This window comes from Rhizobacter sp. SG703 (genome assembly GCF_012275445.1).
Taxonomy (GTDB): domain Bacteria; phylum Pseudomonadota; class Gammaproteobacteria; order Burkholderiales; family Burkholderiaceae_C; genus Rhizobacter.
Map to the genome: position 1 here is coordinate 452,858 of NZ_JAAZQK010000004.1, position 26,705 is coordinate 479,562.

The following is a 26,705-nucleotide window of genomic DNA, read 5'->3' on the forward strand; positions in this document are numbered from 1 at the left end:
GCATCTTAGGGAGTCGCGCAGCGCGCGGCCGCGCGCTGCGACCGATCGCCAGATCGCGGGATCGAAATGGGTCTGCTCGCGGTCGACCTGGCGTTCGAAACCCTTCCCGCCCCACGGCCTTGCCGCCCCGGGTGGCTTGTGCCGCCGGCTTGCAGTTCAATCGGCCGACGATCCACCTTCCAGGAGACCTCGATGGAAAAGCGGCTTCACCAACTGGAAACCCTGCGCCTGCACGGCGACGACGGACGTGACTACGTGGTGCACGGCTTCGAGCACCTGGCCCGGCTCGACGCGGCGCCCGGCCTCGGCGGCGACTGGGAGCCGACCGGCGAATCGGAATACCGCCTGGCCGACGGCCGGCCGGTGAATGTCGATGCAGACGGCACGATGACGATCGCGCAGAACGGCGTGCGCCTGACGCGGCAGGCGACGAGCACGGCCTGAGCGGCAGGCCGGCACGGATTGAGGGACACTGCGCGCCATGCCCGGTGAAGCCATCCTCCATGTCGGCGCCCTCGGTTTTCCGTGGGAGACCCTCGACCCGTTCCTGTTCTGCGTCCACCACGACGACGCCTACCCGCGCGGCAATGCGCAGTTCGGCCCCGATGCGCTGCTGACCGGCCGCGACCTCGGCCAGGACTTCGCCGGCCTCGACGGCTGGCGCATGTACCACGGCATGACGGTGCCGGGCTTCCCGTCGCACCCGCACCGCGGCTTCGAGACGGTGACGATCGTGCGCCACGGGCTGGTCGACCATTCCGATTCGCTCGGCGCGATCGCCCGCTTCGGCGGCGGCGACGTGCAATGGCTGACCGCCGGCCGCGGCATCGTGCATGCCGAGATGTTCCCGCTGCTGAAGCGCGATGCGCCGAACCGGCTCGAGCTGTTCCAGATCTGGCTGAACCTGCCGGCACGCAGCAAGATGGTGCCGCCCCACTTCACGATGTTCTGGTCGGAGCAGATCCCGCACCGGGTGCACACCGACGACGGCGGCCGGCAGACCGAGGTCGTCTGCATCGCCGGCCGGATGGACGGCGTGGCCGATCCGCTCGCGCCGCCGCCCGATTCATGGGCGTCGCAACCCGATGCCGACCTCGCGATCTGGACGCTGCGGATGGCACCGCATGCGCGCTGGACCTTGCCGGCCGCGCAGGGCGACGGCACGCGGCGCAAGCTGTATTTCTTCGTCGGCAGCGCGGTGACGGTCGACGGCGTCGCGGTCGACCGCCATGCGGCGATCGAGCTGCGCGCCGGCGCCGCGGTCGAGCTCGTCAACGGGGCCGACACCGCCGAGTTCCTGGTGCTGCAGGGCCGGCCGATCGGCGAGCCGGTCGCGCAGTACGGCCCGTTCGTGATGAACACGCAGCAAGAGTTGCAACAGGCCTTCACCGACTACCGGCGCACCGGCTTCGGCGGATGGCCCTGGAAAGACAACGCGCCGGTGCACGGCGCCGAGCCGCAGCGCTTCGCGCGGCGCCCCGATGGCGCCGACGAGCGGCCCTGACGCCCGTCCATCCGACGCCGCGTGACGAACCCATCGGGTGAGCCGATGGGTGGGTGTCGCCGCGCAAATGCCCTCGCCGCAGTGCTTGTATCGAGTCGTGTGCTTGCCTGAAGTGGAAACGTTTCCATAGAGTGCGGCCCTCACACCACGACACGAGGGGACGCCGATGAACACGCTGAACCGGGCCGCGCTCGCCTGCTTGCCGCTGCTGCTGGCCGCCTGCGGCGGCGGCGAAGCGCCTTCCGCGGGCGCCGACGCCGCCGCGTCCCACGAACAGGCGGCCGCACTGGCGGTGCCTGCCGTTCCGGCCGGCCGCTACGCGCTGAAGAACCTGCAGAGCGCGAAATGCGTCGATGCGGTGCCGCCCGGCAGCGACGGCGGCGCCTTCGTGCAGACCGCCTGCAGCAGCACCGTCACGCAGGCCTTCGACCTGACGGTGCAGGCCGGCGGCAGCTACAAGCTGGTCGCGGTGGGCACCGGCCGCGTGATGGACCTGGCCGCGAGCGCGACCGCCGACGGCGCGCCGATCCACCAGTGGACCAGCAACGACACCAGCGCGCAGCGCTTCGTTCTGCAGCGCAGCCAGGGCAACCGCTTCGCGCTGGTGAACGCCGGCAGCGGCAAGTGCGTCGCGATCGACGGCGGCTCGCTGAACGACGGCGCCGGCCTGCGCCAGGCCGGCTGCAGCGCCAGCGGTGCACAGCAGTTCCTGCTGTACCCGGTGTCCACCACCGGCCGCGGCGTGCTCGCGATCGGCCGCTATGCGCTGAAGGCGGTGCATTCCGGGCTGTGCATCGACGTCGAGAACGGCTCGCTCGACAACGGTGCGAAGACGGCCCAGGCCGCCTGCAGTGCCGCCGACCGGCAGCAGTTCGAGGTGCAGCCGGCGGCCGAAGGCACCTACAGCTTCGTCAACGTCAACAGCGGCAAGGGGCTGGACGTCAGCGACATCTCGCTCGACAACGGCGCGCTGATCCAGCAATGGGCCTATGGCGGCGGCGCGAACCAGCGCTTCGTCGTGTCCGACGACGCCGGCGCGCTGCGCATCGCGGCCCGCCACAGCGGCCGCTGCGTCGACGTGAGCGGTGTCAGCACGCTGCCCGGCGCGCGCATCCACCAGTGGGACTGCCTCGGCGCCGCGAACCAGCGCTGGACCCCGCTGCCGGCCGGCGACACGCCGCCGCCGACCGGCACCTGGGTCGGCACCTGGGGCGCCTCGCCGCAGGGCGGCAACACCAGCTTCAACCAGCAGACGCTGCGGCAGATCGTGCACACCAGCGTCGGCGGCGCGGCCGCGCGCGTGCACCTGTCCAACGTGTTCGGCAGCCAGCCGATCACGGTGGCCAACGTGCACATCGCGCAGCGCGCGAGCGGCTCGGCGGTCGTCGCGGCCAGCGACCGCGCGGTCGGCTTCGGCGGGCAGGCCACGGTCGCGATCCCGGCCGGCGGCGAGGCGGTCAGCGACCCGGTCGACTTCAACGTCGCCGCGCTGTCCGACGTCGCGATCAGCTTCTACCTGCCGAATGCGACCACGGTGACGACCGAGCACCAGACCGGGCTGCAGACGAACTACGTGGCGGCCGGCAACGTGAGCGGCAACGCGACGATCGCCCCGAGCGCGACCAGCGGCAGCTACCGGCTGCTGACCAACCTCGACGTGTCGAACGGCAGCCTGCGCGGCAGCGTGGCGACGCTCGGCGCGTCGATCACCGACGGCGTCGGCACGAACTTCGACGCCAACCAGCGCTGGCCGAACGTGCTGGCGAACCGCCTGAACGCGGCCGGCATCGGCGTCGGGGTGCTGAACCAGGGCATCAGCGGCAACAGCAGCCTGCGCGACGGCGCCGGCCCGAGCGCCGAGAACCGCTTCGACCGCGACGTGCTCGGCCAGGCCGGCGTGAAGTGGGTGATCTATTCGGACGACCCGATCAACGACCTGCGCGGCAACCCGCAGCCGACGCTGGAGCAGCTGCTCGGCCCGCTGCAGCGGATGATCGCGAAGGCCCATGCGCACCAGGTGAAATTCCTGTGCTCGACGCTGACGCCCTACAGCGACAGCGTCTGGACGCCGTCGCAGGAGACCACGCGGCAGGCCTACAACAACTTCGTCAAGGGCAGCGCGAGCGGCTGCGACGGCGTGATCGACCAGGACCTCGCGACCCGCGACCCGGCCAACCCGGCGCGCATGCTGCCTGCGAACGACACCGGCGACCACCTGCACCCGAACACCGCGGGGAATGCGGCGATCGCGAACTCGGTGAACCTGAACCTGTTCACGCTGCCCTGAGCACCCGGGGACCGATCGGCCTGGGAATGCCGATTGCCGAGGGGCCTGCGTCGCCACCGCACGCAGGCCCGCCATGACGTCCGTCCCACCGCTGCTGATGCACACCGTGCCGGAACCGCCGGCCACGCCACCGCCGCCGCCCGGCGGGCCGCCGTCGCTGCCCGAGATCGACGACCCGCCGTCGCCGCACCCGGCGGATCCGGTGACCGAGCCGGGCGCGCCGCCGCCGCCGGTCGCGAACCGGGCGCCCTGCGGTCAGGTTTGCGGCAAGTCCTGCGACGGCCCGGCGAGCCGCACGCCGGCCTCGTCGAGCAGCGACCTCGGCTGCCTGCGCTTGACCCAGAGGTACAGCCCGCTGCCGAGCACGACGATCGTGATGAGGTCGAGCAGCGCCCAGACGACCTTCAGCGGCCAACCGCCGTAGTCGCCGAAGTGCAGCGGCTGCGACAGCAGCAGCGTCGCGATGTACCACGGCACCGGCGGCGACGCGGTGACCTGCGCCGTCTGCGCGTCGACCATCACCGGCTGCAGCAGGCGTGCCGTCAGCGGCTCGTTGCCGCGCATGAAGAAGGTGTGGTGGTGCGGGCTCGAGAAGCCGGTGCCGGGGAACGCGATGAAGCCGACGCGCCTGTGCGGCGCCCTGGCCCGGGCGGCGTCGAGCATGCGCTGCGTCGGCGCGCGGGCGCCCTCCTCGACCAGCGGCTGGCCCTGGTAGGGCGCGAGCAGCGTGGTCAGCGCGTCGTACTGCCACAGCTTGATCAGCAGGTCGGCCCAGGTGTTGATCATGCCGGTCGCGCCGACCACCAGCGCCCACGTCACGGTGACGATGCCGAGCAGGTTGTGCAGGTCCAGCCACTTGACGCGCTTCGAGCGCTCGCGCCGCACCTCGCCGAAGCGCAGCTTGCGCATGAACGGCGCGTACAGCACCAGCCCCGAGACGATGGCCACCAGCAGCAGCAGGCCCATCGCGCCGAGGAACAGCTTGCCGGGCAGCCCGGCGAACAGGTCGACGTGCAGGCGCAGCATCACGCTCATGAAGCCGGTGTTGACCGGGACCTCGCCGAGCACCTGGCCGGTGCGCGCGTCGACCGCGATCGACTTGAAGTCCTGCGTCGGCGCGGGCGTCGGCGTCAGCGTGACGTGCCACAGGCGGTCGTCGTCTTCCGGCTGCGACGCGAACTGCACGATGCGCTCGGGGTAGAGCGCGCGCGCCGAGGCCAGCACGGTGTCGAGGCTGGCGCGCGGCGCGTCGACGGCCATCTCCGGCGCCTCGATCTCGCCGCCGGTCAGGTGGTCGATCTCGTGGTGGAAGATCAGCGGCAGGCCGGTCAGGCACAGCAGCAGCATGAACGCGGTGCAGACCAGGCTGCTCCACTTGTGCCACCACGACCAGGTCTTCAGGGCGTTGGCGCTCAGCATGCTCAGAAGTCGACGCTGGCGCTGAGCGAGACGGTGCGCGGGGCACCGACGACCAGGTAGCCGCTGTTCGGGTAGCCGCCGGCCGAGGCCCAGTAGTCCTTGCCGGTCACGTTGTCGACGCGCAGCCGCAGCGTGACGAGCCGCTGCTGCAGGTCGACGATCCAGCGCGCGCCGAGGTCGAGGCGCGTCCACGATGGCAGTTCCAGCGTGTTGGCCGAATCGGCGTAGCTCGACCCGGTGTAGACGACGCGGCCATCGAGCGCCAGGCCGTCGACGCCCGGCACGTTGAACTCGCTGCCCAGGTTGGCCTGCACGCGCGGCACGCCGAGCGTGCGCTTGCCGTCGGTGGCGGCGTTGCCGGTGGACCGCTGCTTCGCATCGAGCCAGGTCAGGCCGCCCAGCAGCTTGACGCCCGGAGCGGCCTCGCCGAACACGTTCAGCTCGGCACCCCGGTGGCGGTCTTCTCCTTCGGAGGTGAAGACGCGCGCCGTATTCGTCAGCGAGCGCGGCTTGGTGGTCGAGAACAGCGCCAGGCTGCCGCCGAGGCGGCCGCCGTCGAACTTCACGCCGATCTCCTTCTGCCTGGACACGTACGGGTCCAGCGACTGGCCGGCGTTCAGCGGCAGCTGCGAGGGGTCGGGGTCGAAGCTCGGCGCGGTGTCGCCCTTCGACAGGCCTTCGACGTAGTTGCCGTAGAACGACAGCCCCGGTCCGGCCTTCGCGACGACACCCAGCATCGGGCTCAGGCGCGAGCGGACGTACGACGCGTTCTCGACACCGGTGTTGTAGTCGTAGCTGTTGGTGTCGATCGTCTGGTGGCGCGCGCCGACCGTGACCAGCAGCCGGTCGTCGAGCAGCGACACGGTGTCGCCGAGCGCGATGCTGCGCAGGTTCGTCAGGCCGGTGGTGATCGGCGAACCCAGCGTGCCGCCGAAGCCGGCGCCGGCGCTGAAGGCCGGCTCGGGATGGCTGACCGGGGCATAGAGGTTGGTCGCGAACGGGTTCAGGTAGTCGAAGCGGTAGGCGTTGCGGCTGTCGAGGCGGAACGCCGAATAGGACGCCACCCATTCGTGGCCGACCGGTCCGGTGCGCAGCTTGCCGCGCAGGCCGAGCTCGCCGGTGTCGACATGATCTTCGCGGGCGTTGTCGAAGCGGTAGGCGCTGGCCGTGCCGTCGAGCGCGCTGACGGTCGGGTTGGCCAGCGAGTTCGATTCGTCGCTGCGGCGCAGGCCGTAGGCGAGCCACGCGGTCACGCTGTCGCCCAGGTCCCATTCGGCGCGCAGCGTGCCGAACAGGTCGCGCTCGTTGGAGTACGACCAGGGCTGCGCGAAATTGCTCGTGCCATCGGGCGCCGACGGCAGCGACGCGAGGCCGGCCAGCGACACGCTCGGGCGCGGCGCCTTCAGCCGGTTGTCATGGTAGCCGATGTCGCCCGACACGCGCACGTCGCGGCTGTGCCAGTCGAGCCCGACCGACAGCACGCCGAGCTCGGCCTTCTCGTCGTCGATCGCGGTCTCGCCGTCGCGGTAGATCGCGTTGACGCGCAGGCCGGTGGCGTTGTCCGGACCGAAGCGGCGCGAGATGTCGGCCGACAGCGTGCCCTGCCGGCCGCTGACGCCGGCCGTCACGCGGGTCAGCGGCTGGTTGGCGGCGCGCTTGGGCAGCAGGTTGATCGAGCCGCCGATGCCGTCGCCGCCCGGGTTCGCGCCGCTCAGGAAGGCCGACGCCCCGCGCAGCACCTCGACGCGCTCGAACAGTTCGGTGGCGATGTACTGGCGCGGCAGCAGGCTGTAGAGGCCGTTGTAGGCGACGTTGTCCGAGCTCAGCAGGAAGCCGCGCAGGAAATAGGCCTCCTGGAAATTGCCGAAGCCGCGCGCGATGCGCACGCCGCTGTCGTTCTGCAGCACCTCGCCGACGCTGCGCGCCTGGCGGTCCTGGATCAGGTCGTTGGTGTAGCTGGTGATGCTGACCGGCGTCTCCATGTTGTCGCGCGTGCCGAGGATGCCGGCACGCCCGCCGCGCGCCACCTGGCCGCCGGCATAGGGCCGGGTCAGCCCGGCGGCCGACGCGTCGGCGCTCGCGCTGATGTTCACGGTGGGCAGCGTCGTCACCGGCGCGCTGGCCGCCGCCTCGGGCGCTGTGGGCGCGGTCTGGGCCTGCACGGCAGGCATCAGGCAGGCCAGCGCGGCGGCGAAGGCAATCGGCGTACAACGGTTCATGGGGATCTCAGTGTCAGCAAATACGAATTGTTCGCATTCTAGTGGAACCCGTTCCGCCCGCCCCTGCGTGGCGCTCACCTGACAGCGCTACCATCGCCGCGCAACTTTGCCGACCGGGAGGTCCACCGATGAAGCTGAATCCCTTGTGCAGCGTGGCGATCGCCGCGGCCCTGCAACTGGCGGCCGACGCCGCGACGGCGATGACCGAGAAGGACGCCGCCAGCAACCTGAATGCACTTCGCGTTCGCGATGAAGGGCGCGGAGCAGTGCGACAAGCTCGGCTACCCGTCGATGGCGGCGCAGCGGCGCTGGGAGAAGGCCCATGCCGACCTGCTGGTGAGCTCGATGGCGCGCATCGAGCAGCATGCCGCGTCGTCCGGCAGCGTGACGCCGGCGCAGGCCAGGGACGTCGCGCTCGGCCTGTTCGTGCGCTTCAAGGACCGCTACGACCAGGAGATGGCGCCGACGGTCACTGCCAAGTCGTGCATGCGCTTCAACGAAACGCTGTCGTTCTACGGCACCAGGCTGATCAGCGACTGATCAGACCGCCAGCATCAGGTGCGGGTGGCTCGCGTAGTTGCGCTGCTCGCTGACCTTGTCCTGCACGAGTTCGACGGCGATGCCCTCGGACTTGTGCTCGTCGAGCGGCGACTTCTGGCATTGCTGCTGCATGTGCTGCTGCAGCATGAAGTCGAACATCTCGACGAGTTCCGGGCTGCGCGTCGTGTGATCGACGCCGGGCTCGGCCGGCTTCGCGCCGGGCGCCTCGATGGCGGGATCGCCGGCCGGCCGGCGCAAGGCGCCGATCGAAGCCGCCTGGAAGGCGGACTGACCGGGCTGCAACGGCATCGGTCCGATCGACCGGTACGAGGCAAGCGGGGACGGTGCGGCGCTGACGGTGATGCTCATGGCGGATCTTTCTGGAAGGGCCTGTGGTTCCCATGCTGCGCGCCGTCCGGTGCGCGGACGGCGCAGCGTGCGATCCGGTGCACGGTTTGCCGAAGCTGACCGGCCGCAGCGCCCGGCACCGGGTGACCCGGGCGTCAAGAAGGGAGAATCGCGCGACAATGACCGACACCACGACATCCCCTCCCCCGCCGCCGCGCGTCGGCGTCGGCATCCTGGTGCTGCGCGGCGGCAGGATCCTGCTCGGACGCCGGCGCGGCGCCCACGGCGCGGGCACCTGGTCGGCACCCGGCGGGCGGCTGGAATACGGCGAGTCGATCGAAGACTGCGCGCGCCGCGAGCTGCTGGAAGAAACCGGGCTGGCGCTCGGTGCCGGCGAGCGCGGCCCGTGCACCAGCGATGTGTTCGACGAGGTCAGGCAACACTACGTGACGGTCTTCGTGCTGGCGCGGCACACGCATGGCGAGCCGGCGACGCTCGAGCCGGACAAGTGCGACGGCTGGCAGTGGTTCGACTGGTCGGCGCTGCCGCAGCCGCTGTTCGCGCCGCTCGCGTCGTTGCGGGCCACCGGCTTCGACCCCGAGGCCGGCACGGGCCCGCACGGCATCAGCGCGGATTCGCCTCGATCAGCGTGACCAGCGTGTGCAGCACGCGGTTGACCGGCGTCGGCACGCCGTGCCGCTCGCCGCGTCGCACGACCAGCCCGTTCAAGTGGTCGATCTCGCTCGGCTTGCCGCGCATCACGTCTTGCGCTGTCGACGAGAACTGGCCCGGCATCGTCGCGGCCAGCCCGAACACCGTGGCCTCGATGTCGCCCGGCACCTGCACGCCCTCGGCCTGCGCGACCGCCCGGCATTCGGCGATCACGTCGCGCATCACCTGCGGCACGCCCGGGTGGTCGACGAAACGGCCGTAGGGCACGCGGCCGATCGCCGAGATCGCGTTGTAGGCGCAGTTCAGGATCAGCTTGGCCCACAGCGCGCCGCGCACGTTGTCGGAGATCGTCGCCGGCACGCCGGCCGCAGCAAGCATCTCGGCAAGACTCGCCGCGACGCTGTTCGGCGCAATCACCAGCTCGCCACGGCCGTGGTGCAGCAGGTGCCCCGGCCCGGCCATCTCGGTGGCGACGTAGACCACGCTGGCCGCCACCTCGTTCGACAGCACGCTGCGCACGCGCTCGTCGTTGTCGACGCCGTTCTGCAGCGTCAACACCAGCGCGCCGGGCGACAGGTGCGGGCGCATCGCCGCGGCGGCGGCTTCGGTGTCGGTGGACTTCACGCAGAACAGCACCAGCTGCGCGCCCTGCACCGCCGCCGCCTCGGTGCTGGCCTGCAGCCGCACGCGCTCGTCGAACGTGCGCGTCTGCATGCGCAGCCCGTCGCGTGCAATGGCGTCCACGTGCTGCGGCCGGGCAATCAGCGTCACATGGTGGCCGGCGCGCGCCAGCATGCCGCCGAAGTAGCAGCCGACGGCGCCGGCGCCCATCACGGCGACGGTCCAGGGGGTGGGGGCAGTGCGTTCCATGGGGCGCTTCGGAGTGGCGAAGGCCGCAGTGTCCGACAGATGCATCGCCCCTTGCCGACAGTCGGTCAGGCGCCCTTCGGAAAATCGGTCGACGCCGACAGCCGCTCCCACGCCGCCGTCTCCCGCTCGACGAACGCGTTCTTGTCGCGGATCGCCTGCAGCGTGTCGGTGCCCAGCGGCAGGCGCAGCGGCGGCGTCGCCGATTCGACCAACGCGAGCATCGCCTGCGCGAGGCGCTGCGGATCGCCCGGCTGGTTCAGGCTGATGCGCTTCGCGGCCTCGCGCACCTGGCCGGCCGTCGGCGCGTAGTCGTCGACGATGCGCGGCGACACCACCAGCGACGACTGCTCCAGGAACTCGGTGCGGAAGTAGCCCGGCTCGACGACCGTCGCATGGATGCCCAGCGGCGCCAGTTCGGCATGCAGCGCCTCGGTCAGCCCCTCGACCGCGAACTTGGTCGAGCAGTAGACGCCGAAGCCCGCGCCCGAGCGGTAGCCGCCGACCGACGACAGGTTGATCACATGGCCGCTGCGGCGCGCGCGCATCGCCGGCAGCACCGCCCGCGTGACGTTCAGCAGCCCGAAGACGTTGGTCTCGTACAGCCGGCGCACCTCGTCGGCGGTGGCCTCTTCGACCGCACCGAGCAGCCCGAAGCCGGCGTTGTTGACCAGCACGTCGATGCGGCCGAAGCGTGCCAGCGCGGCCGCGGCGGCGGTGGCCGATTGCGCCTCGGAGGTCACGTCGAGCGCGAGCGCCAGCAGGCCGGGCTGCGCGCCGAAGCGCTGTTCGAGCGTGCTGGCGTCGCGCGAGGTGGCGACGACCGCATCGCCCTGGGCGAGTGCCGCGTCGACGATGCGCGCGCCGATGCCGCGGGCGGCCCCGGTGATGAACCAGACGCGCTTGAAGCTGGGGGAGGTGGTCATGGCGATGTCCTTGCGAAGTGGTGGTGTTCGGTGAGTTGGTGACGCCACTTTAGGCAGCCGATTGCGATCGAACTAGCCCACAATCGCTGGCGACATTCGCAAGCCGATCGTGACAATCCCACCATGGCCTTCAACGAACTCCGGGCGATCGCCACCTTCATCCGGGCTGCCGAACTGGGCAGCCTGCGCCGGGCCGCCATCGCGCAGGCGATCACGCCGCAGGCGGCCAGCCAGTCGCTTGCGCAGCTGGAGGCGCACCTGGGCGTGCGGCTCTTCCACCGCACGACGCGGCGGCTCAGCCTGACCGAGGAAGGCAGCCGCTTCCTCGAGGCGGCGCAGCCGGGGCTGGCGACGCTGCAGCGTGCGCTGCACGGCGCGCGGCGCGACCGCGAAGAGATCGCCGGCCCGCTGCGCATCGTCGCGACGCGTTCGCTGATGCTGCCGGTGCTGTGGCCGGTGCTCGACGAGTTCTGCAGCCGCCATCCCGACATCGAGCCCGACGTGCAGCTCGACGACCGGCTGGGCAACTGGGTGGAAGACCGGGTGGACGTCGGCTTCCGCGCCGGCACGCCGCCAGCCGACGGCGTGATCTCGCGCCGGCTGCTCCCGCTGCAGCTGGTGGTGTGCGCGACGCCGGCCTACCTGGCACGCCACGGCACGCCGCGCAGCATCGACGATCTCGCGCAGCACCGCTGCAGCGGCTTCCGGCACCCGGCCACCGGCAAGGTGATGCCGTGGGAATTCCGCGTCGGCTCCGAGATCGTGTCGCGCCACGTCGCGCCGGTGTTCTGCACCAACGACGTCGAGCTGGAAGCCGATGCCGTGCTGTCGGGCCACGCGATCGGGCAGCTGGTGGGCGTGACGGCGGCGGCGCGGGTGCGCAGCGGCGAGCTGGTGCCGGTGCTCACCGAGCACGTCGCCGAACACCTGAACCTGTACCTCTACTACGGCAGCCGCATCGCGCAACCGGCCCGCGTGCGCGCCTTCATCGACCTGGTGGTGGAACGGGTCGCGGGGAACGCGGCGTTCTTCCTGGAGGCGCATGAGCTGGAGCCGCCGCGCACCCGACGCGCGCGCCGGCCCTCGCGACGCCTCACGGCTTCGGAATCTTGATCCGGCTGATCATCAGCGACCCGGAGAGCCCGAACAGCAGCACCAGCGGGTGGAAGTAGTGGGCGCCGATCATCACCTCGCCGAACCACAGGTCCGGGCCGAGCGCACCGAACCAGGCGGCCGCGCCGAGCATCAGCACCAGCACGATCGAGGTCGGGATCGGCGTGCCTTCGAAATGCGTGACCTTGCCGCTCTCGTCCGACATCGCCACCGCGGTGACGTTGTAGCGCGCGAGACGCGACACGCCGCAGGCCACGAAGTAGGCCAGCACGATGCGGTCGTACAGCCCGCGCATGCCGCAACCGTAGGCAATGATCGCCGGCGCGACGCCGAACGAGATCACGTCGGCCAGCGAATCGAGCTCGCGGCCGAGCGCCGATGCCTTCTGCCGCCAGCGGGCGACGCGGCCGTCGAGGATGTCGAACACCAGCGCGGCGATCACCAGCGCGCAGGCGAAATGGATGTGCACCGGGTTCGCGCTCGCGAGGTAGGACATCATCGAGAACAGCGCCCCGGTGCCCGACACCGCGTTGCCGAGCGTGAACCAGTCGGCCAGGTGGAACTCGCGGATCATCGAAAACGGCTTCGGCTTCATGCGCTGGCGCTCCATCGTCGGTCAGGGCGGGCAGTTTAGTTGACTGCCCGCCCCTGCCGCATCAAGGCGCCCAGGCGTTCTCCACCGCCCATTTGGTGTCCGCATCGAAGCTGCCCGAGGTGTTCCAGCTGCTGCCGCCCTGCCCGTCGGCGATCCACACCTCGGCCGCGTAGTGGCGCAGGTAGCGGTTCGGGTAGTTCGATGCCGCGAAGCGCGTGCCGGCACTGCCGTCGGCGGTTCCCTGCGCGCAGAAGGTCGCGTCCGCCCTGTACAGCGCACTGTCCTGCAGCGGATCGCGGCGCACGCGCGAGTTGCTGTGCCGCAGGTACTCGCCGGGGAAGTTGCGCGACTCGAACGAGTAGCAGCTCGCATCCGCCAGCCCCGGCACCATGCGCCAGCTGGCGTCGGCTTTCAGCGTGGCATCGCTCGCCGCGGTGACGACCTCGGTGTAGGCCAGCGCGTTCTGGTGCCGCAGGTAGCGGTTGTCATAGCCCGGCGTCAGCACGCGCAGCGAATGCAGCGTGTTCGCGCCGATCAGCACGCTGCTGCGCCACCAGCCGGTGGCCGGCGCCCACGATGCATCGGCGCGGTAGCCGGCGGTGTCCTGCAGCGGGTTCAGCCACACCTGCGCATTGGCATGCCGCACATAGTGGCCGGGCAGGTTCTTCGACTCCAGCGACAGCCCCGTGCCGCCATCCAGCGCCTTGCGCGGGCAGAAGGTGGCGTCGGCCTGGAACAGCGCGCTGCCGTCGCTCGGGTCGATGCGCAGCCGGAAGTTCTGGTGGCGCAGGAACTGCCCCGGCTGGTTGACCGATTCGAACGACAGGCAACTGCTGTCCGCCAGCCCGTTGACGACCTTCCACGACGTGTCCTTCTTCAGCAGCTCGCTGCTGTTGGCATCGACCACTTCGGTCACGCCCAGGCTGTCGGCATGCCGCAGGTAGCGGTTGGTCACGCCCGGCGTCACGGTGCGGAACGAATACGACGTGCCGCGCCGCAGGTAGGGCTCGCCGCCGATCAGCGCCTGGTGCGCCGTCTTCAGCCGCGCGAAGTCCATCTTGCGCACCTGCCGGTCGTAGGTCAGGAAACCGTTCAGCTCGTCCTCGACGTCGCTGATCTCGGTGTAGACCGCCGCGCTCAGGCCGCGCGACACCGCCAGCTCGCGCAGGCCGTTCACCTGCTCCAGGTAGACATTGGTCAGCGTGGCCGCATCGGGATAGAGCGTGTAACAGCAAGTGGACGCCGGGTTCCACATGTGGCCGTCCACGCGCAGCCCGTTGCCGCCGAACTCGCCGAGCACCGAGATCCGGTTCGGCTGCCAGGCTGGCGCGCTCGGGCCCGGGTAGTCGTGGTTGTCGATCAGGTCGCCGGTGCCCTGGTCGCCCGGCGCGAAGTTGATGCCCGAGTGGGTGTCGGTCAGCCGGCTCGGGTCCCAGGCCTTGAACTGGTTGGCCATGCGGACCATGTCGAAGTCGCCCCAGCTCTCGTTGAAGATGACCCAGGTGACGACGGCCGGCGACGAACGGTGCTCGTCGACGATCTCGCGGTCTTCGGCCTCGACCTTGGCGCGCACCGCGGCACTCGATTCGGCGTCCCACGCATGCGGCATGTCCTGCCACACCAGCAGGCCCAGCTTGTCGGCCCAGTAGAACCAGCGTTGCGGCTCCACCTTGATGTGCTTGCGCACCATGTTCAGGCCCAGGTCCTTGATGGCCTGCAGGTCGGACTTCAGCGCGTCGTCGGTCGGCGCGGTGTACAGGCCGTCGGGCCAGAAACCCTGGTCGAGCGGGCCGTACTGGAACACGAACCTGCCGTTCAGCAGCGGGCGCGGCACGCCGTCGACGGTGCCGACGGCGATCGAGCGCATGCCGAAGTAGCTGCCGACCTCGTCGACCACCACGCCGTTGCTGCGCACGCGCAGCTTCAGGTCGTACAGGAACGGATCGTCGGGCGACCACAGGTGCGCGTTCGGCACCGGCACGCTGAACTCGACGTCGGCGCTGCCGGCGGCCACGCCCACCTGCGCGCCGCCGCTCGACGCGACGGCTTCGATCGCCTGGCCGGCCAGCCCGCTTCCGCGCACGATGATGCGCAGGCGGCTGTTCGGAAGGTCGGGCGTCATGTCGAGGCGCGTGATGTGCGGCGTCGCGACCGGTTCCAGCCACACCGTCTGCCAGATGCCGGAGCTCGGCGTGTAGAAGATGCCGCCGGGGTTCAGCGTCTGCTTGCCCAGCATGTCGTCGCCGGTGGTCGGGTCGAACGCGCCGACGACCAGGTCGTTGCTGCCGCTGCGCAGGTACGGCGTGATGTCGAAGCTGAACGCGTCGTAGCCGCCGCTGTGCTGGCCGACCTGCTGGCCGTTCACGTAGACGGTGGCCTTGCGGTCGACCGCGCCGAAGTTGAGCTTCACGCGCTTGCCGCTCCAGCCGGCCGGAACGGTGAACGTGCGCTTGTACCAGAGGTTGCGGTCGTTCATGCGCTGGATGCCGGACAGGAAGGACTCCACCGGGTACGGCACCTTGATCTGCTCCGGGTTGGCCGGAAAGGCGGGCGCGGTGGCCGGCGGGCTGTCGGCGTTCGGCGCGGCGCTGCCGCCGTTGTAGCTCCAGGTGCCGTTCAGGTTCAGCCAGTCGGCACGCGTCAGCTGCGGGCGCGGGTACTCGGGCAGCGGCACCGCGGCCTGCTGCGCCGCCGCGGTCCACGGCGTGGTCAGGCGCGCGCTGACGGCCTGCGCGGATTCGTGGGAGGGGCTCGCCTGCTGCAGCGGTTCGGCGGCGGAATCGCTGCCGCCGCCGCAACCCGCGGTGAGCAACGGGACGAGCAGGCTCGCCAGCCATCGCCGGTGGGTGGTCTTCATCGTGTCTCCTTCTGTCGCCTCGGAACGGGATGTTTGCGGCACCAGCCCGATGACGGACGGCTCGCGTCCGTGCGCGGCCATCGCTAATATTTGATTAATATTAGGCGCACGGCGGGTTCAGCGCGTCAACCGCGCAGGTGTAAGGCCGTGTGAGGAGGGGGGACTTCAGCCGACCGTCTGGCGCGGCACCAGCCGCCCGTCGACCTTGACGCGCCGGCGCCGGCCGTCCGGCGCGGCGACCTGCGCCAGCAGCATCTCGACCGCCAGCCGCCCCATCTCGTAGTTGGGCAGCACCAGCGTGGTCAATGGCGGACTGGTGTGGCGCGCGATCTCCTGGTCGTCGTAGCCGATCACCGCCACGTCGTGCGGCACCTGCTTGCCGAGCTGGCGCAGCGCCTCGAGGCAGCCGACGGCCATCAGGTCGTTGGCGCAGAAGAACGCGGTCGGCGGCTTCGGCCGCTTCATCAGCGCGAGCGTGTGGTCGTGGCCCGACGCGACATGCCAGTCGCCCTCGCGCACCAGCGCCGCGTCGTAGGCGATGTCGGCGCTGGCGAGCGCGCGGCGGTAGCCCTTCAGCCGGTCGCGCGCGGCGTCCATCCACGGCTCGCCGTTGATGAACGCGATGCGGCGGTGGCCGGCGTCGAGCAGGCATTCGGTGGCGACGAAGCCGCCCAGCACCTCGGACGGCTCGACCGACGAGAAGCGCGGCTCGCCGCCCGCTGCGGGCTCGGCTTCGCTGCAGTTCAGCAGCACCGTCGGCACGCGCCCGAGCTGCGGCGGCACGCTGACCTGGCGCGTGAAGATCGTCGAGTAGACGACGCCGATCAGCGCCGGGTTGGCCAGCATCGTCGACAGCACGGCGGCCTCGATGCCGGCATTCGAGCGCGTCGCGAACACCGCGACCAGCGCGCCCTGGTTCCAGGCCTCGTCCTTCGCGCCGTCGATCGACAGCACCGGGTGCGGGCTGGTGGAGACCTCGTCGACCAGGTAGAGGATCAGCGGTGTCGACCCGGCGGCCGCGCGGGTGCGGCCGCGGCGCCCCGGGGCGGCGGCGGCGCCGCGCCGGTCCGGCAGCCGGTAGCCGAGCTCGGCGGCCACGCGCAGCACCCGGGCGCGGGTCTCGTCGGACAGCTTGGTGCCGGTCATGCCGTTGAGCACCAGCGAGACGGTCGACTGCGACACCGCGGCCTGCGTCGCGACATCGGTCATCGTGACGCGGCGGGCGAGCTCGGTGGGCGGCGCTTTGGCGGGCATGTCGACGGCAGGTGGATTACTAATAGGCGGCGGGCTCGGCGCTCCTATGGTACGGGAGCGGCTACAACATGTAGCGATCGTCACGCCGGGCTTGCGGGTGGAAGGCGCGGCACGAGGCATGCTGCGCGCCGGAGGAAGAACATGACCCTGAACAGCACCCGACTTCATTCGATGGCCCGCCTGGCAGCCCTGTGCGCCGGCGTGCTCGCGCTGGCCGCCTGCGGCGGCAACGACGACACGGCAGCGCCGCCGCCGGTCAGCTCGGCGCCTTCGCCCGCCCCGGCACCCGCGCCAGCACCGTCGCCTGCACCCGCACCGGCGCCCGCACCGGCTCCATCACCCGCACCCGCGCCTGCTCCTGCGCCCGCTCCGTCGCCCGCCCCGGCACCGGCGCCTGCACCATCCCCGGCACCGGCGCCCGCGCCGGCTCCGTCGCCTGCCCCCGCACCGGCGCCCGCTCCCGCGCCAGTCCCGGCACCAGCACCGGCACCGGCACCCGCCCCCGCACCGAGCAACGCCCCTGCCGGCTACACGCTGGTCTGGTCCGACGAGTTCGACACCGGCACGCTGCCGGACGCAGGCAAGTGGGTGTACGACACCGAAGCCAACGCGACCGGCTGGTACAACAACGAGCTGCAGTACTACGCGGTCGCGCGGGCCGAGAACTCGAAGATCAGCGACGGCAAGCTGGTCATCACCGCGCGCAAGGAGCGCCTGACCAGCGCGAAGGACTACGGCGGCCAGGACTACAGCTCGGCCCGCCTGATCACCAACGGCAAGGCCAGCTGGACCTACGGCTTCTTCGAGATCCGCGCCAAGCTGCCGTGCGGGCGCGGCACCTGGCCGGCGATCTGGATGCTGGGCACCACCGGCGACTGGCCGGCCGGCGGCGAGATCGACATCATGGAACAGGTCGGCAAGAACCCGACCGCGATCGAAGGCACGATCCACACCACCTCGACGGCCGGCACCTTCGGCGACGGCGGCGAGACGCGGATCAACGACGCCTGCAGCGCCTTCCACAACTACCAGCTGACCTGGACGCCCGAGAGCCTGGTCATCGGCGTCGACAACAAGCCGTTCCACACCTACGCCAACAAGCACCAGGGCAACGCCAGCTGGCCGTTCGACAAGCCGCAGTACCTGCTGTTGAACCTGGCGATCGGCGGCGACATGGGCGGCTCGGTCGACGACACGATCTTCCCGGTCAGCATGGAGGTCGACTACGTGAAGGTCTGGCAGAAGAAGTGATGCCGCGGCACAGTGGACCCTGCTGACGAAGGAGTCGTCGATGCAGGAGCCGTTGTTCCACGATCGCCGCGATGCGGGGCAGGTGCTTGCCCGGCGCCTGTCGGCCTACCGCGGCCGGCCGGACACGCTGGTGCTGGCACTGCCGCGCGGCGGCGTGCCGGTGGGCCATGCGGTGGCCCAGGCGCTCGGCCTGCCGCTCGATGTGTTCATCGTGCGCAAGCTCGGCGTGCCGGACCACGAGGAGCTCGCGATGGGCGCCGTCGCGAGCGGCGGCCTGCGCGTGATGAACGACGGCGTCGTGCGCCTGCTGGGCATCGGCGCGGCGCAGGTCGACGCGGTCGCGCAGGCGCAGGCGCTCGAACTGGCGCGGCGCGAGCGGCTCTACCGCGGTGCGCGCCCCGCGCTGGAGATCGCACGGCGCACCGTGCTGCTGGTCGACGACGGCATCGCCACCGGCGCGACGATGCGGGTCGCGGCCCGGGCCCTGCGCGCGATGGCGCCGGCGCGCCTCGTCATCGCGGTGCCGACCGGCGCCCGCAGCACCTGCGCAGGCCTGCGGCGCGAGGCCGACGAGCTCGTCTGCGCAACCACGCCCGAGCCGTTCCGCGCAGTGGGCTGCTGGTACGAGGATTTTGCGCAGACGAGCGACGACGAAGTGCGGCGCTTGCTCGCCGCCACGAAATGACTCTCGCATTCGGGCCGTCCATGACGTATCTTCTCTGCTGATTTCACGGCCTCCCCCTGAAGCGCGACCCGGTCGCACAGCCAATACCGCCTATGGACAACCTGCCATCACTGGGCCGAGAAATCGCCCGCCTCCGGCAAGCCCGAGGACTGACGCAAAAAGCCTTGGCCGAACTGAGCGGCATCGGCCCGTCGACGCTCGCACGCTTCGAGACCGGCGGCGTCACCGAATTCGGAGCGGACAAGCTGCTTCGCCTGCTCGGCGCGCTGGAGCATGAGTTGAGCTTCTCGCCGCGCCATCGTGTCTCCACGCCGGACGATGCGCGGGCAGAACGCCAACGCAGCGTCGACGCCAACGCGGGCAGCGGCGAAGACTGACTGATCGGTCGGATGACTCGCATCGTCGGGGAGGCCGTCGCACACGCCCCGGGCTGCCGCGGCCCACCCTCCGATGATCGACGCACGCACCTCCTTCATCCTGGCCGGCCTCCTGTTTGTCGCGTTGCCCGCCACGACCTGGACGATCCTGCACCGCCGGCACGACCGTCGCTCGGTGGCGACCTGGTGCAGCGGCAGCTTGCTGTACGGCTTCGGCTTCATCCTGCTCGGCCTGCGCGAATCCTTCGATGCCCGGGTGGCCTTCGGCCTCGGCACCTTGCTGGTGTTCGCCTCCTACCCGCTGCGCGCCGCCGCGCTGCTGCGCGAACTGGGCGACAGCCGCCCGAACCTGCCGCGGCTCGCACTGCCCTGGCTGGTCGCGTCGACGGCCTACCTCGCTGTGCTGACGCTGGGCGAACTGCAAGCGCGCCCGCTCGCGGTGTCGCTGCTGGCGAACCTGGGCGGTGCGGCCTGGCTGGCCTGGCTTGCATGGACGCTGCACCGGCGCAACGGCTCGCGAAGTGCTGCGATGCTGGCATGGACCGACGCCATGTTCGCCGCAGCGCTGGCGGTGCGGCTGGTGGCGGTCGCGAGCCGGTGGGAATCGGCGCGCGCATTCGCCGGCCACGTCGACCTGATCCTCGCGTTGGTGTCCAGCGTGATCGCATCGCTGTACGGCAACATGGGCTACATCGGCATCGCACTCGAGTCGGCGCGGCGCCAGGAGCTCACGCGCGAGGCCGAACTGGCCCGCGAGCACGAGCGCCGCATGCAGACCGAACTGCGCCTGCAGGAGCAGGCGGCAGCACACGAGGACCGCGGGCGGCTGCTGGCGCAGCGCGAGGAGATGCTCGCGATGCTGGCGCACGAGGTGCGGCAGCCCCTGAACAATGCCTCCGCGGCGCTGCAGAGCGCGGCCGAAGCCGTCGCCGACGAGCAGCGCGATCGCCGCTCCGCCGCCGACCGCCTGCAGCGCGCCAGCACGGTGCTGTCGCAGATCACGACCGCGCTGGACAACACGCTGGCCGACGCGGTGCTCCTCAACGACGCGACGCCGCTCGCGCGCCAGGACATCGACATCGACACGCTGGTGCAGCTGGCGTTGGCCGACGTCGAGCCGGCGGAGCGTCCGCGCCTGCGCATCGAGCGCGCGACCGGCACCCGCACCGCGTCGATGCACGCCGGCCTGATCCGCCTGGCCCTGCGCAACCTGATCGCCAATGCGCTCGCCTACGCACCGGCAAACACGCCGGTGACGGTGCGCATCGCCGATTCGGACGAGCCGCTGGCCCTGGTCGTCGAGGTGGTCGACCGCGGCGCGGGCATCCCCGACGAACTGCGGCCGCGGCTCTTCACCCGCGGCGCACGCGGCACGGCGCCCGGCCAGCGCCACGGCCACGGGCTGGGCCTGTACATCGTGCACCGCGTGATGGCGCTGCATGGCGGCGAGGTGCGCCTGCAGCATCCGGCGGCCGGCGGCCTCGCGATCGCGCTGGTGATCCCGCAGAGCTTCGACGAGTGAGGTCGCGGCCGCGCTTCAGTGCCGGACCACCGACAACGTCGCGCGGAACACGTAGCCCACGCGCGACTGCGACTGCAACGGGACCACCATCGGCGTCGCCCGCTCGATGCGCCGACGCAACCGGTAGATCGTGGCATGCAGCACGTTGTCGGGCTGCTCGCCGCTGCCGTGGCCGAGCCGCTCGCGCAACGCCTCGCGGGTGACGCTGCCGCCCTGCGCCTGCGCAAAACATTCCATCACCGCCAGGTCGGTCTCGCTGAGCGCTATGCGCGCGCCGTCGGGCGCCACCAGCTCGCTGGTGCGGCGATCGAGCTGCCAGCTGCTGACCTGCTCGCGCGCCGTCACCGCCCGCCGCTGCACGGCCTTCACTGCCAGCGCGACCTGCTCGAAACGCACCGGCTTGGCCAGGTACATGTCGGCACCGGCGTTGACCACCGACTCGAACACGTCCGGCGCCAGCCGGCCCGACACCACCAGCACCCCGGCGTTGGTGCGCCGACGCAGGATGCGCAGCAGTTCCAGCCCTTCGACGCCCGGCAGCATCAGGTCGAGGACGTAGAACTCGAAGTCATAGGCCTGGGGGTCGACCAGCAGGTCGCCGCCATTGCCATAGACCTGCACGGCCACGCCGCGTTCGCGAAGGTACTGCGACAGAAATTCGGAGAACTCGGCGTCGTCGTCGACGAGGGCTAGCGTCTTGGGAAGCATGGGCCGGGTGAACGGGCTGGGACGCCAAAAGGGTAACGCATCGCATCAGCTGCCGCTCAGTGAAAAAGTTCATGATTCTTGAGCTCATAAATGATCAAGAGAACATGCCCCGACGGACGCCCCCGCCCTTGAACAACACGCGCCTGAATTCGGGCTTCGCGGAATTCTTCCGCTACCACGGTGGCTGGCGCCGGGCGTGCGCCTGTTCCGCGCGATCGGCTTTCGCGCCAAGGCCCTGTGGGTGGCCTTCGCCTTCGTGGTGCCGCTGGTGCTGGTGCTGTACTACCTGCGGTCGGCCGAGACCGCCCAGATCGAGGTGGCACGTGCCGAGTTGCAAGGGGTGGCGTACGTGCGCCCGGCGATCGAGCTGATGCGCGCGGCCCAGGCGCGCCGCTACGCGCTGATGATGCGGACCGGGTGCGCGATGCCTTCAAGGCATTGACTGCCCAGCACACCTGGCGGTGTTCCGCCTGCCGATGCAGGCCGAGAACACCGCGCAGTTGCGCGGCATCGCGGCGCTGGTGCTGCGCACGCGCGAGCTGAGCCAGCGGCTCGCTCGACCCCGACCCCGCGGTCCTCGGCGACGCCGCCACCGCCGCGCTCGACAAGCAGTTCGCGCTGGAGCAGAAGGTGCTCGATCGGCTCGAGGCGCAGCTGCGCACGCGCATCGCGGGCACCCAGGCGACGTTGTACGGGCAATTCGGCGTCGCCCTCTTCTTCATCGCGCTCGCCGGCTACCTGCTGTTCGCGTCCTACAAGGTGATGATGGGCGGCCTGCAGGAGGTGTCGGGCCACCTGAAGGAGATCACGCGGGGCAACCTGACGACGGCGCCGCGACCCTGGGGCACCGACGAGGCCGCGCAACTGATGACCACGCTGGGCGAGATGCAGACCAGCCTGCGCCGCATCGTCAGCGTCGTGATCGAGACCGCCGAGAACGTGCAGACCGCCAGCGGCGAGATCGCGTCCGCCTCGATGGACCTGTCGCAGCGCACCGAGGAAGCTGCGGCGAACCTGCAGCAGACCTCGGCCAGCATGGCGCAGATCTCCGCCTCGGTGACGCAGTCGGCCGACACCGTGGCGCAGGCGAGCGCGAGCGTGCACGACAACGCCGGCGCGGCCGAGCGCAGCGGCCAGGCGATCACCGAGGTGGTGCGCACGATGGACGACATCCGCAGTTCGTCCGGCCGCATCGGCGAGATCATCGGCGTGATCGACGGCATCGCGTTCCAGACCAACATCCTCGCGCTGAATGCGGCGGTCGAGGCGGCCCGGGCCGGCGAACACGGCCGCGGCTTCGCGGTGGTCGCCTCCGAGGTGCGGGCGCTGGCCGGCCGTTCGGCCACCGCGGCGCGCGAGATCCAGTCGCTGATCGGCGCGAGCATCGAGCAGGTGCACGGCGGCTCGGCGGTCGTCGGCCGTGCCGGCGAGATCATGCAGGCCGTCGTCTCGAACGCCGGCCGCATCGACAAGCTGATCGAGCCGATGGAGCTGGACCTCGGCAGCGCCTGGTGCCAGGACAAGGTGCTGCGCCGCGAATCGCCGGACGACTGGAAGTTCAAGGACCTCGACCGGCTGGCCGGCCTGCCGAAGGCTTGATCCCGATCAAGTCTGCGGCGTCGCGCACGCCGCAGACTTCCGCCACGGGCGCTACCGGAGAACTCGTGGACCTTGCACTGACGACCGCCCGCGACAGCGAGGCCCGCGATACCGCCGTGGGCACCGACACCGGCGCCGCGACGCAACGCGCCGGCCTGCAGCTCGCCGGCCTGCAGTGCGGCGCCTGCGCCGGGCTGATCGAACAGGCGGTGCTCGCGGTCGACGGTGCCGGCCGGTGCAGCGTGAATGCCGCGACGCACGCTGCCAGCATCACCTGGGACCCGGCCCGCACCTCGCTCGACGCGCTGGTCGGCGCGATCCGCCGTGCCGGCTACGACGCCGCGCCCGACGCCCCCGCGCCGGCGCGCGCGCTGCGCCGGCGCGAATCGCGCGCCGCGCTGTGGCGGCTGTTCGTGGCCGGCTTCTGCACGATGCAGACGATGATGCTCGCGACGCCGCACTACGTCGCGGCGCCCGGCGAACTCGCGCCCGACATGAAGCAGCTGCTCGACTGGGGCGCCTGGGTGCTGACGCTGCCGGTGCTGTGGTGGTCGGCCGCACCGTTCTTCCAGGGCGCCTGGCGCAGCCTGCGCAGCGGCCGCATCGGCGCCGACGTCCCGGTGGCGCTCGGCATCGCCGTCACCTTCGTCGCGAGCACCGGCGCCGCGTTCGAACCCGGCGGCCCGTTCGGGCACGAGGTCTACTTCGATTCGCTGACGATGTTCGTCAGCTTCCTGCTCGGCGGCCGCTGGCTGCAGATGAAGGCGCGCCACCGGGCGGCCGAGGCGCTCGACGGTGCGCTGTCGGCGCTGCCCGACAGCGCGCTGCGGCTGGGCGCCGACGGCTCGACCGAGCGCGTCGCGCGCGACGCGCTGCGGCCGGGCGACCGCGTGCAGGTGGCGCTCGGCGAGGCCTTCGCCGCCGATGGCGAAGTGCTGCAAGGTCGCACGCAGGCCGACGAATCGCTGCTGAGCGGCGAGGCGCGGCCGGTCGACAAGCCGCCCGGCGCGACGCTGGTGGCCGGCAGCCTCAACATCGGCGCGCCGGTCGTGATGCGGGTCGACCGCAGCGGCGGCGACACCCGGCACGAGCGCATCGTCGCGCAGATGCACGAGGCGCTGGCCGGCCGGTCGCCGGCGGCCGATGCGGCGCAGCGCTGGGCCGCGCCCTTCCTGTGGTGCGTGCTGCTGCTGGCGGCCGGGGCCGGCGCGGCGTGGAGCGTGGTCGACCCGTCGCGTGCGGTGTGGGTGGTCGTCTCGGTGCTGATCGTCACCTGCCCGTGCGCGCTGTCGCTCGCGGCCCCGGCCGCGTTCGTGGCCGCCGCGCGCGGGCTGGCGCGGCACGGCGTGCTGTTGCAACGGCTGGAAGCGCTGCAGGTGCTGGCGCGCGTCGACACGGTGTTCATCGACAAGACCGGCACGCTGACGCAGCAGCAGCCGCGCTGCACCGCCGTGCGGGTGCTGGGCAGCCCGCGGGACTCCGAGGCCGCGCTGCTGCAGCGCGCCGCGGCGCTCGCGCGCTGGTCGCGCCACCCGCTGTCGCAGGCGGTGGCCGCGCTGGTGCCGCACGACGGCATCGCGTGGTCCGGGGTCGGCGAGCACGCCGGCCACGGCCTGTCGGCACGCGATGGCGACGGCATCGAATGGCGGCTCGGCTCAGCCGACTGGGTCGGTGCAGCGCCCGCGGACGACGACGTGCTGCGCCTGTGGCTCGGCCGCGCCGGCCAGCCGCTGCTGTGCCTCGAATTCGACGAGCAGCTGCGCAACGACGCGGTCGATGCGATGCGCGCGCTCGGCGCGGCCGGCTGGCGGCGCGTGCTGCTGTCGGGCGACACGCCGCGGCGGGTCGAATCGATCGCCCGCCGCGTCGGCGCCGACGCGGCGATCGGCGCGGCCGACCCCGGCGCCAAGCAGGCCGCGGTGCAGCGCGAACAGGCGGCGGGCCGCTGCGTCGCGATGGTCGGCGACGGCATCAACGACGCCCCGGTGCTGGCGCAGGCCGACGTGTCGTTCGCGATGGGCCATGGCGCGCTGGTCGCGCGCTCGAATGCCGACCTGGTCGTCGTCTCGAACCGGCTCGACGGCCTGGACGCCGCGCGCCGCACCGCCCGCCGCACGGTGCGCGTGGTGCGGCAGAACCTCGCGTGGGCGGCGCTCTACAACGCCGCCTGCATCCCGCTCGCGCTGGCCGGCTGGCTGCCGCCGTGGGCCGCCGGGCTCGGCATGGCCCTCAGCTCGCTGCTGGTCATCGCCAACTCGCTGCGCCTCGCGCGCTGAACGCTCCATGGACATCCTCTACCTGCTGATCCCGCTGTCGGCGCTGCTGGTGCTCGCGCTGCTCGGCGTGTTCGGCTGGGCCCTGAACCGTGGCCAATTCGACGACCTGGACGACGAAGGCCGCCGAATCCTCGGCCCGGACGACGCTGCCCTTGATCAAGCGCAAACCCGCGCAGACCGGTCCCCCCAAGAATCCCCGTGAAGCAATCATGGTGAAAGAAGAGGCGATCTATGACTCAGGAATCCGCGGCCCCGCAGCCCGTCTTCAGTGACTGGAGCGTGCGCTGGTTCTCCCTCGCAGCGGTGCTGTGGGGCGTGGTGGGGATGCTGGTCGGCGTGTTCATCGCGGCCGAACTGACCTGGCCCGAGCTGAACCTGGGCATCCCGTGGCTCAGCTACGGCCGCCTGCGGCCGCTGCACACCAACGCGGTGATCTTCGCGTTCGGCGGCTGCTCGCTGTTCGCCAGCAGCTACTACGTCGTGCAGCGCACCTCGCAGGCGCGGTTGTTCCTGCCGAAGCTCGCGGCCTTCACGTTCTGGGGCTGGCAGGCGGTGATCGTCGCGGCCGCCATCACGCTGCCGCTGGGCATCACGCAAGGCAAGGAATACGCCGAGCTCGAATGGCCGATCGACATCCTGATCGCCATCGTCTGGGTGTCGTACGCGGTGGTGTTCTTCGGCACGATCGCGGTGCGCAAGGTCCGCCACATCTACGTCGCGAACTGGTTCTTCGGCGCGTTCATCCTGGCGGTGGCGCTGCTGCACATCGTCAACAGCGCAGCCATCCCGGTCAGCCTGACCAAGAGCTACTCGGCGTATGCCGGCGTGCAGGACGCGATGGTGCAGTGGTGGTACGGCCACAACGCGGTCGGCTTCTTCCTGACCGCCGGCTTCCTCGGGATGATGTACTACTTCATCCCGAAGCAGGCCGGCCGGCCGGTGTACTCGTACCGGCTGTCGATCGTGCACTTCTGGGCGCTGATCTTCACCTACATGTGGGCCGGCCCGCACCACCTGCACTACACCGCGCTGCCCGACTGGGCGCAGAGCGTGGGCATGCTGTTCTCGCTGGTGCTGCTCGCGCCGAGCTGGGGCGGCATGATCAACGGGATCATGACGCTGTCGGGCGCGTGGCACAAACTGCGCGACGACCCGATCCTGAAGTTCCTGATCGTCTCGCTGTCGTTCTACGGCATGAGCACCTTCGAGGGGCCGATGATGTCGATCAAGACCGTCAACGCGCTCAGCCACTACACCGACTGGACCATCGGCCACGTGCACTCCGGCGCCCTCGGCTGGGTCGGGCTGATCTCGATGGGCACGCTGTACTACCTGGTGCCGCGCATGTTCGGCCAGACGAAGATGTTCAGCGTGCGGGCGATCGAGCTGCACTTCTGGATCGCCACCGTCGGCATCGTGCTGTACATCGCCGCGATGTGGATCGCCGGCGTGATGCAGGGCCTGATGTGGCGCGCGGTCAACCCCGACGGCACGCTGGTCTACAGCTTCGTCGAGAGCGTGAAGGCGACCTTCCCGTTCTACGTGGTGCGGCTGGCCGGCGGCCTGCTGTACCTGGCCGGCATGCTGATCATGGCCTGGAACGTCGTGAAGACCGCCACCTCGGGTCGCTACGCACCGGTGCCGGTGCCTGCACTGCGCCCCGCCCACGCCTGAGCCCGCGGAGAC

General features: G+C 71.0%; 24 protein-coding genes. 15 read left to right on the forward strand and 9 right to left on the reverse strand.

Annotation, left to right across the window (positions count from 1 at the left end; translation table 11 throughout):
• The first annotated feature begins 192 nt into the window (after positions 1-192).
• From FHT26_RS10285 to FHT26_RS10295, 3 genes are all read left to right on the forward strand, one after another.
• Positions 193-444 carry a hypothetical protein gene (locus FHT26_RS10285; RefSeq protein ID WP_168560026.1) on the forward strand — a complete coding sequence of 84 codons (252 nt, stop codon included), beginning with the start codon at positions 193-195 and terminating at the stop codon, positions 442-444.
• Between the two features lie 37 nt (positions 445-481).
• Positions 482-1,504, forward strand: coding sequence for a pirin family protein (locus FHT26_RS10290; RefSeq protein WP_168560027.1), 1,023 nt, complete (start codon positions 482-484; stop codon positions 1,502-1,504).
• Between the two features lie 166 nt (positions 1,505-1,670).
• The gene (locus tag FHT26_RS10295; protein ID WP_168560028.1) at positions 1,671-3,791 is read left to right on the forward strand and encodes an RICIN domain-containing protein; all 2,121 of its coding nucleotides are present in this window, start codon (positions 1,671-1,673) and stop codon (positions 3,789-3,791) included.
• Between the two features lie 255 nt (positions 3,792-4,046).
• Here the strand turns inward: FHT26_RS10295 and FHT26_RS10300 are convergent, their stop codons facing one another.
• Positions 4,047-5,210, reverse strand: coding sequence for a PepSY-associated TM helix domain-containing protein (locus FHT26_RS10300; RefSeq protein WP_210427318.1), 1,164 nt, complete (start codon positions 5,208-5,210; stop codon positions 4,047-4,049).
• A gap of 2 nt (positions 5,211-5,212) precedes the next feature.
• Complete coding sequence (locus FHT26_RS10305; protein ID WP_168560029.1) at positions 5,213-7,429, reverse strand: TonB-dependent receptor; 2,217 nt, start codon at positions 7,427-7,429, stop codon at positions 5,213-5,215.
• A gap of 231 nt (positions 7,430-7,660) precedes the next feature.
• On the opposite strand from FHT26_RS10305, the gene FHT26_RS10310 reads away from it, so the two are divergent.
• Positions 7,661-7,969, forward strand: coding sequence for a hypothetical protein (locus tag FHT26_RS10310; RefSeq protein WP_168560030.1), 309 nt, complete (start codon positions 7,661-7,663; stop codon positions 7,967-7,969).
• On the opposite strand, the gene FHT26_RS10315 is transcribed toward FHT26_RS10310, so the two are convergent.
• Positions 7,970-8,338: a hypothetical protein gene (locus FHT26_RS10315; RefSeq protein WP_168560031.1), complete on the reverse strand. Its 369-nt coding sequence runs from the start codon at positions 8,336-8,338 to the stop codon at positions 7,970-7,972.
• 158 nt (positions 8,339-8,496) lie between these two features.
• Between FHT26_RS10315 and FHT26_RS10320 the strand changes: the two genes are divergently transcribed.
• Entirely contained in the window at positions 8,497-8,970 is a 474-nt protein-coding gene (locus FHT26_RS10320; protein ID WP_168560032.1) for a nucleotide triphosphate diphosphatase NUDT15, read from the forward strand.
• On the opposite strand, the gene FHT26_RS10325 is transcribed toward FHT26_RS10320, so the two are convergent.
• Both FHT26_RS10325 and FHT26_RS10330 read right to left on the reverse strand, forming a co-directional pair.
• The gene (locus FHT26_RS10325) at positions 8,942-9,859 is read right to left on the reverse strand and encodes a ketopantoate reductase family protein (protein WP_246867812.1); all 918 of its coding nucleotides are present in this window, start codon (positions 9,857-9,859) and stop codon (positions 8,942-8,944) included. The two genes, FHT26_RS10320 and FHT26_RS10325, sit on opposite strands and share 29 nt — an antisense overlap.
• 65 nt (positions 9,860-9,924) lie before the next feature.
• Complete coding sequence (locus FHT26_RS10330) at positions 9,925-10,782, reverse strand: oxidoreductase (RefSeq protein ID WP_168560034.1); 858 nt, start codon at positions 10,780-10,782, stop codon at positions 9,925-9,927.
• Between the two features lie 123 nt (positions 10,783-10,905).
• On the opposite strand from FHT26_RS10330, the gene FHT26_RS10335 reads away from it, so the two are divergent.
• Positions 10,906-11,895, forward strand: coding sequence for a LysR family transcriptional regulator (locus FHT26_RS10335; protein WP_168560035.1), 990 nt, complete (start codon positions 10,906-10,908; stop codon positions 11,893-11,895).
• On the opposite strand, the gene pssA is transcribed toward FHT26_RS10335, so the two are convergent.
• The 3 genes from pssA to FHT26_RS10350 form a co-directional block, all read right to left on the reverse strand.
• Positions 11,876-12,490 (reverse strand): CDP-diacylglycerol--serine O-phosphatidyltransferase, encoded by a 615-nt coding sequence (gene pssA, locus FHT26_RS10340; RefSeq protein WP_168560036.1) that lies wholly within the window; start codon positions 12,488-12,490, stop codon positions 11,876-11,878. The two genes, FHT26_RS10335 and pssA, sit on opposite strands and share 20 nt — an antisense overlap.
• Before the next feature lie 61 nt (positions 12,491-12,551).
• Positions 12,552-15,347: an AbfB domain-containing protein gene (locus tag FHT26_RS10345; protein ID WP_168560037.1), complete on the reverse strand. Its 2,796-nt coding sequence runs from the start codon at positions 15,345-15,347 to the stop codon at positions 12,552-12,554.
• A gap of 165 nt (positions 15,348-15,512) precedes the next feature.
• Positions 15,513-16,601 carry a LacI family DNA-binding transcriptional regulator gene (locus FHT26_RS10350; RefSeq protein ID WP_246867813.1) on the reverse strand — a complete coding sequence of 363 codons (1,089 nt, stop codon included), beginning with the start codon at positions 16,599-16,601 and terminating at the stop codon, positions 15,513-15,515.
• Positions 16,602-16,742: 141 nt separating this feature from the next.
• On the opposite strand from FHT26_RS10350, the gene FHT26_RS29840 reads away from it, so the two are divergent.
• The 4 genes from FHT26_RS29840 (at position 16,743) to FHT26_RS10375 (ending at position 20,436) form a co-directional block, all read left to right on the forward strand.
• Positions 16,743-17,852 carry a glycoside hydrolase family 16 protein gene (locus tag FHT26_RS29840; protein WP_246867814.1) on the forward strand — a complete coding sequence of 370 codons (1,110 nt, stop codon included), beginning with the start codon at positions 16,743-16,745 and terminating at the stop codon, positions 17,850-17,852.
• A 40-nt stretch (positions 17,853-17,892) separates the two neighbouring features.
• Positions 17,893-18,537 carry a phosphoribosyltransferase gene (locus FHT26_RS10365; protein ID WP_168560038.1) on the forward strand — a complete coding sequence of 215 codons (645 nt, stop codon included), beginning with the start codon at positions 17,893-17,895 and terminating at the stop codon, positions 18,535-18,537.
• A gap of 92 nt (positions 18,538-18,629) precedes the next feature.
• The gene (locus FHT26_RS10370) at positions 18,630-18,914 is read left to right on the forward strand and encodes a helix-turn-helix domain-containing protein (protein WP_168560039.1); all 285 of its coding nucleotides are present in this window, start codon (positions 18,630-18,632) and stop codon (positions 18,912-18,914) included.
• 73 nt (positions 18,915-18,987) lie between these two features.
• Positions 18,988-20,436, forward strand: coding sequence for a sensor histidine kinase (locus tag FHT26_RS10375; RefSeq protein ID WP_168560040.1), 1,449 nt, complete (start codon positions 18,988-18,990; stop codon positions 20,434-20,436).
• A gap of 15 nt (positions 20,437-20,451) precedes the next feature.
• On the opposite strand, the gene FHT26_RS10380 is transcribed toward FHT26_RS10375, so the two are convergent.
• Complete coding sequence (locus tag FHT26_RS10380) at positions 20,452-21,144, reverse strand: response regulator transcription factor (RefSeq protein ID WP_168560041.1); 693 nt, start codon at positions 21,142-21,144, stop codon at positions 20,452-20,454.
• Between the two features lie 196 nt (positions 21,145-21,340).
• On the opposite strand from FHT26_RS10380, the gene FHT26_RS10385 reads away from it, so the two are divergent.
• From FHT26_RS10385 to ccoN, 5 genes are all read left to right on the forward strand, one after another.
• Positions 21,341-21,586 carry a hypothetical protein gene (locus FHT26_RS10385; protein WP_168560042.1) on the forward strand — a complete coding sequence of 82 codons (246 nt, stop codon included), beginning with the start codon at positions 21,341-21,343 and terminating at the stop codon, positions 21,584-21,586.
• Positions 21,587-21,774: 188 nt separating this feature from the next.
• Positions 21,775-22,743 (forward strand): methyl-accepting chemotaxis protein, encoded by a 969-nt coding sequence (locus FHT26_RS30480; protein ID WP_168560043.1) that lies wholly within the window; start codon positions 21,775-21,777, stop codon positions 22,741-22,743.
• 65 nt (positions 22,744-22,808) lie between these two features.
• Positions 22,809-25,019 carry a heavy metal translocating P-type ATPase gene (locus FHT26_RS10395; protein ID WP_349238120.1) on the forward strand — a complete coding sequence of 737 codons (2,211 nt, stop codon included), beginning with the start codon at positions 22,809-22,811 and terminating at the stop codon, positions 25,017-25,019.
• A 7-nt stretch (positions 25,020-25,026) separates the two neighbouring features.
• Positions 25,027-25,221, forward strand: a complete 195-nt coding sequence (gene ccoS / locus FHT26_RS10400) for a cbb3-type cytochrome oxidase assembly protein CcoS (protein ID WP_056806120.1) — start codon at positions 25,027-25,029, stop codon at positions 25,219-25,221.
• Positions 25,222-25,250: 29 nt separating this feature from the next.
• Positions 25,251-26,693, forward strand: coding sequence for a cytochrome-c oxidase, cbb3-type subunit I (ccoN, locus tag FHT26_RS10405; protein WP_168560044.1), 1,443 nt, complete (start codon positions 25,251-25,253; stop codon positions 26,691-26,693).
• The last annotated feature ends 12 nt before the right edge of the window (positions 26,694-26,705 follow it).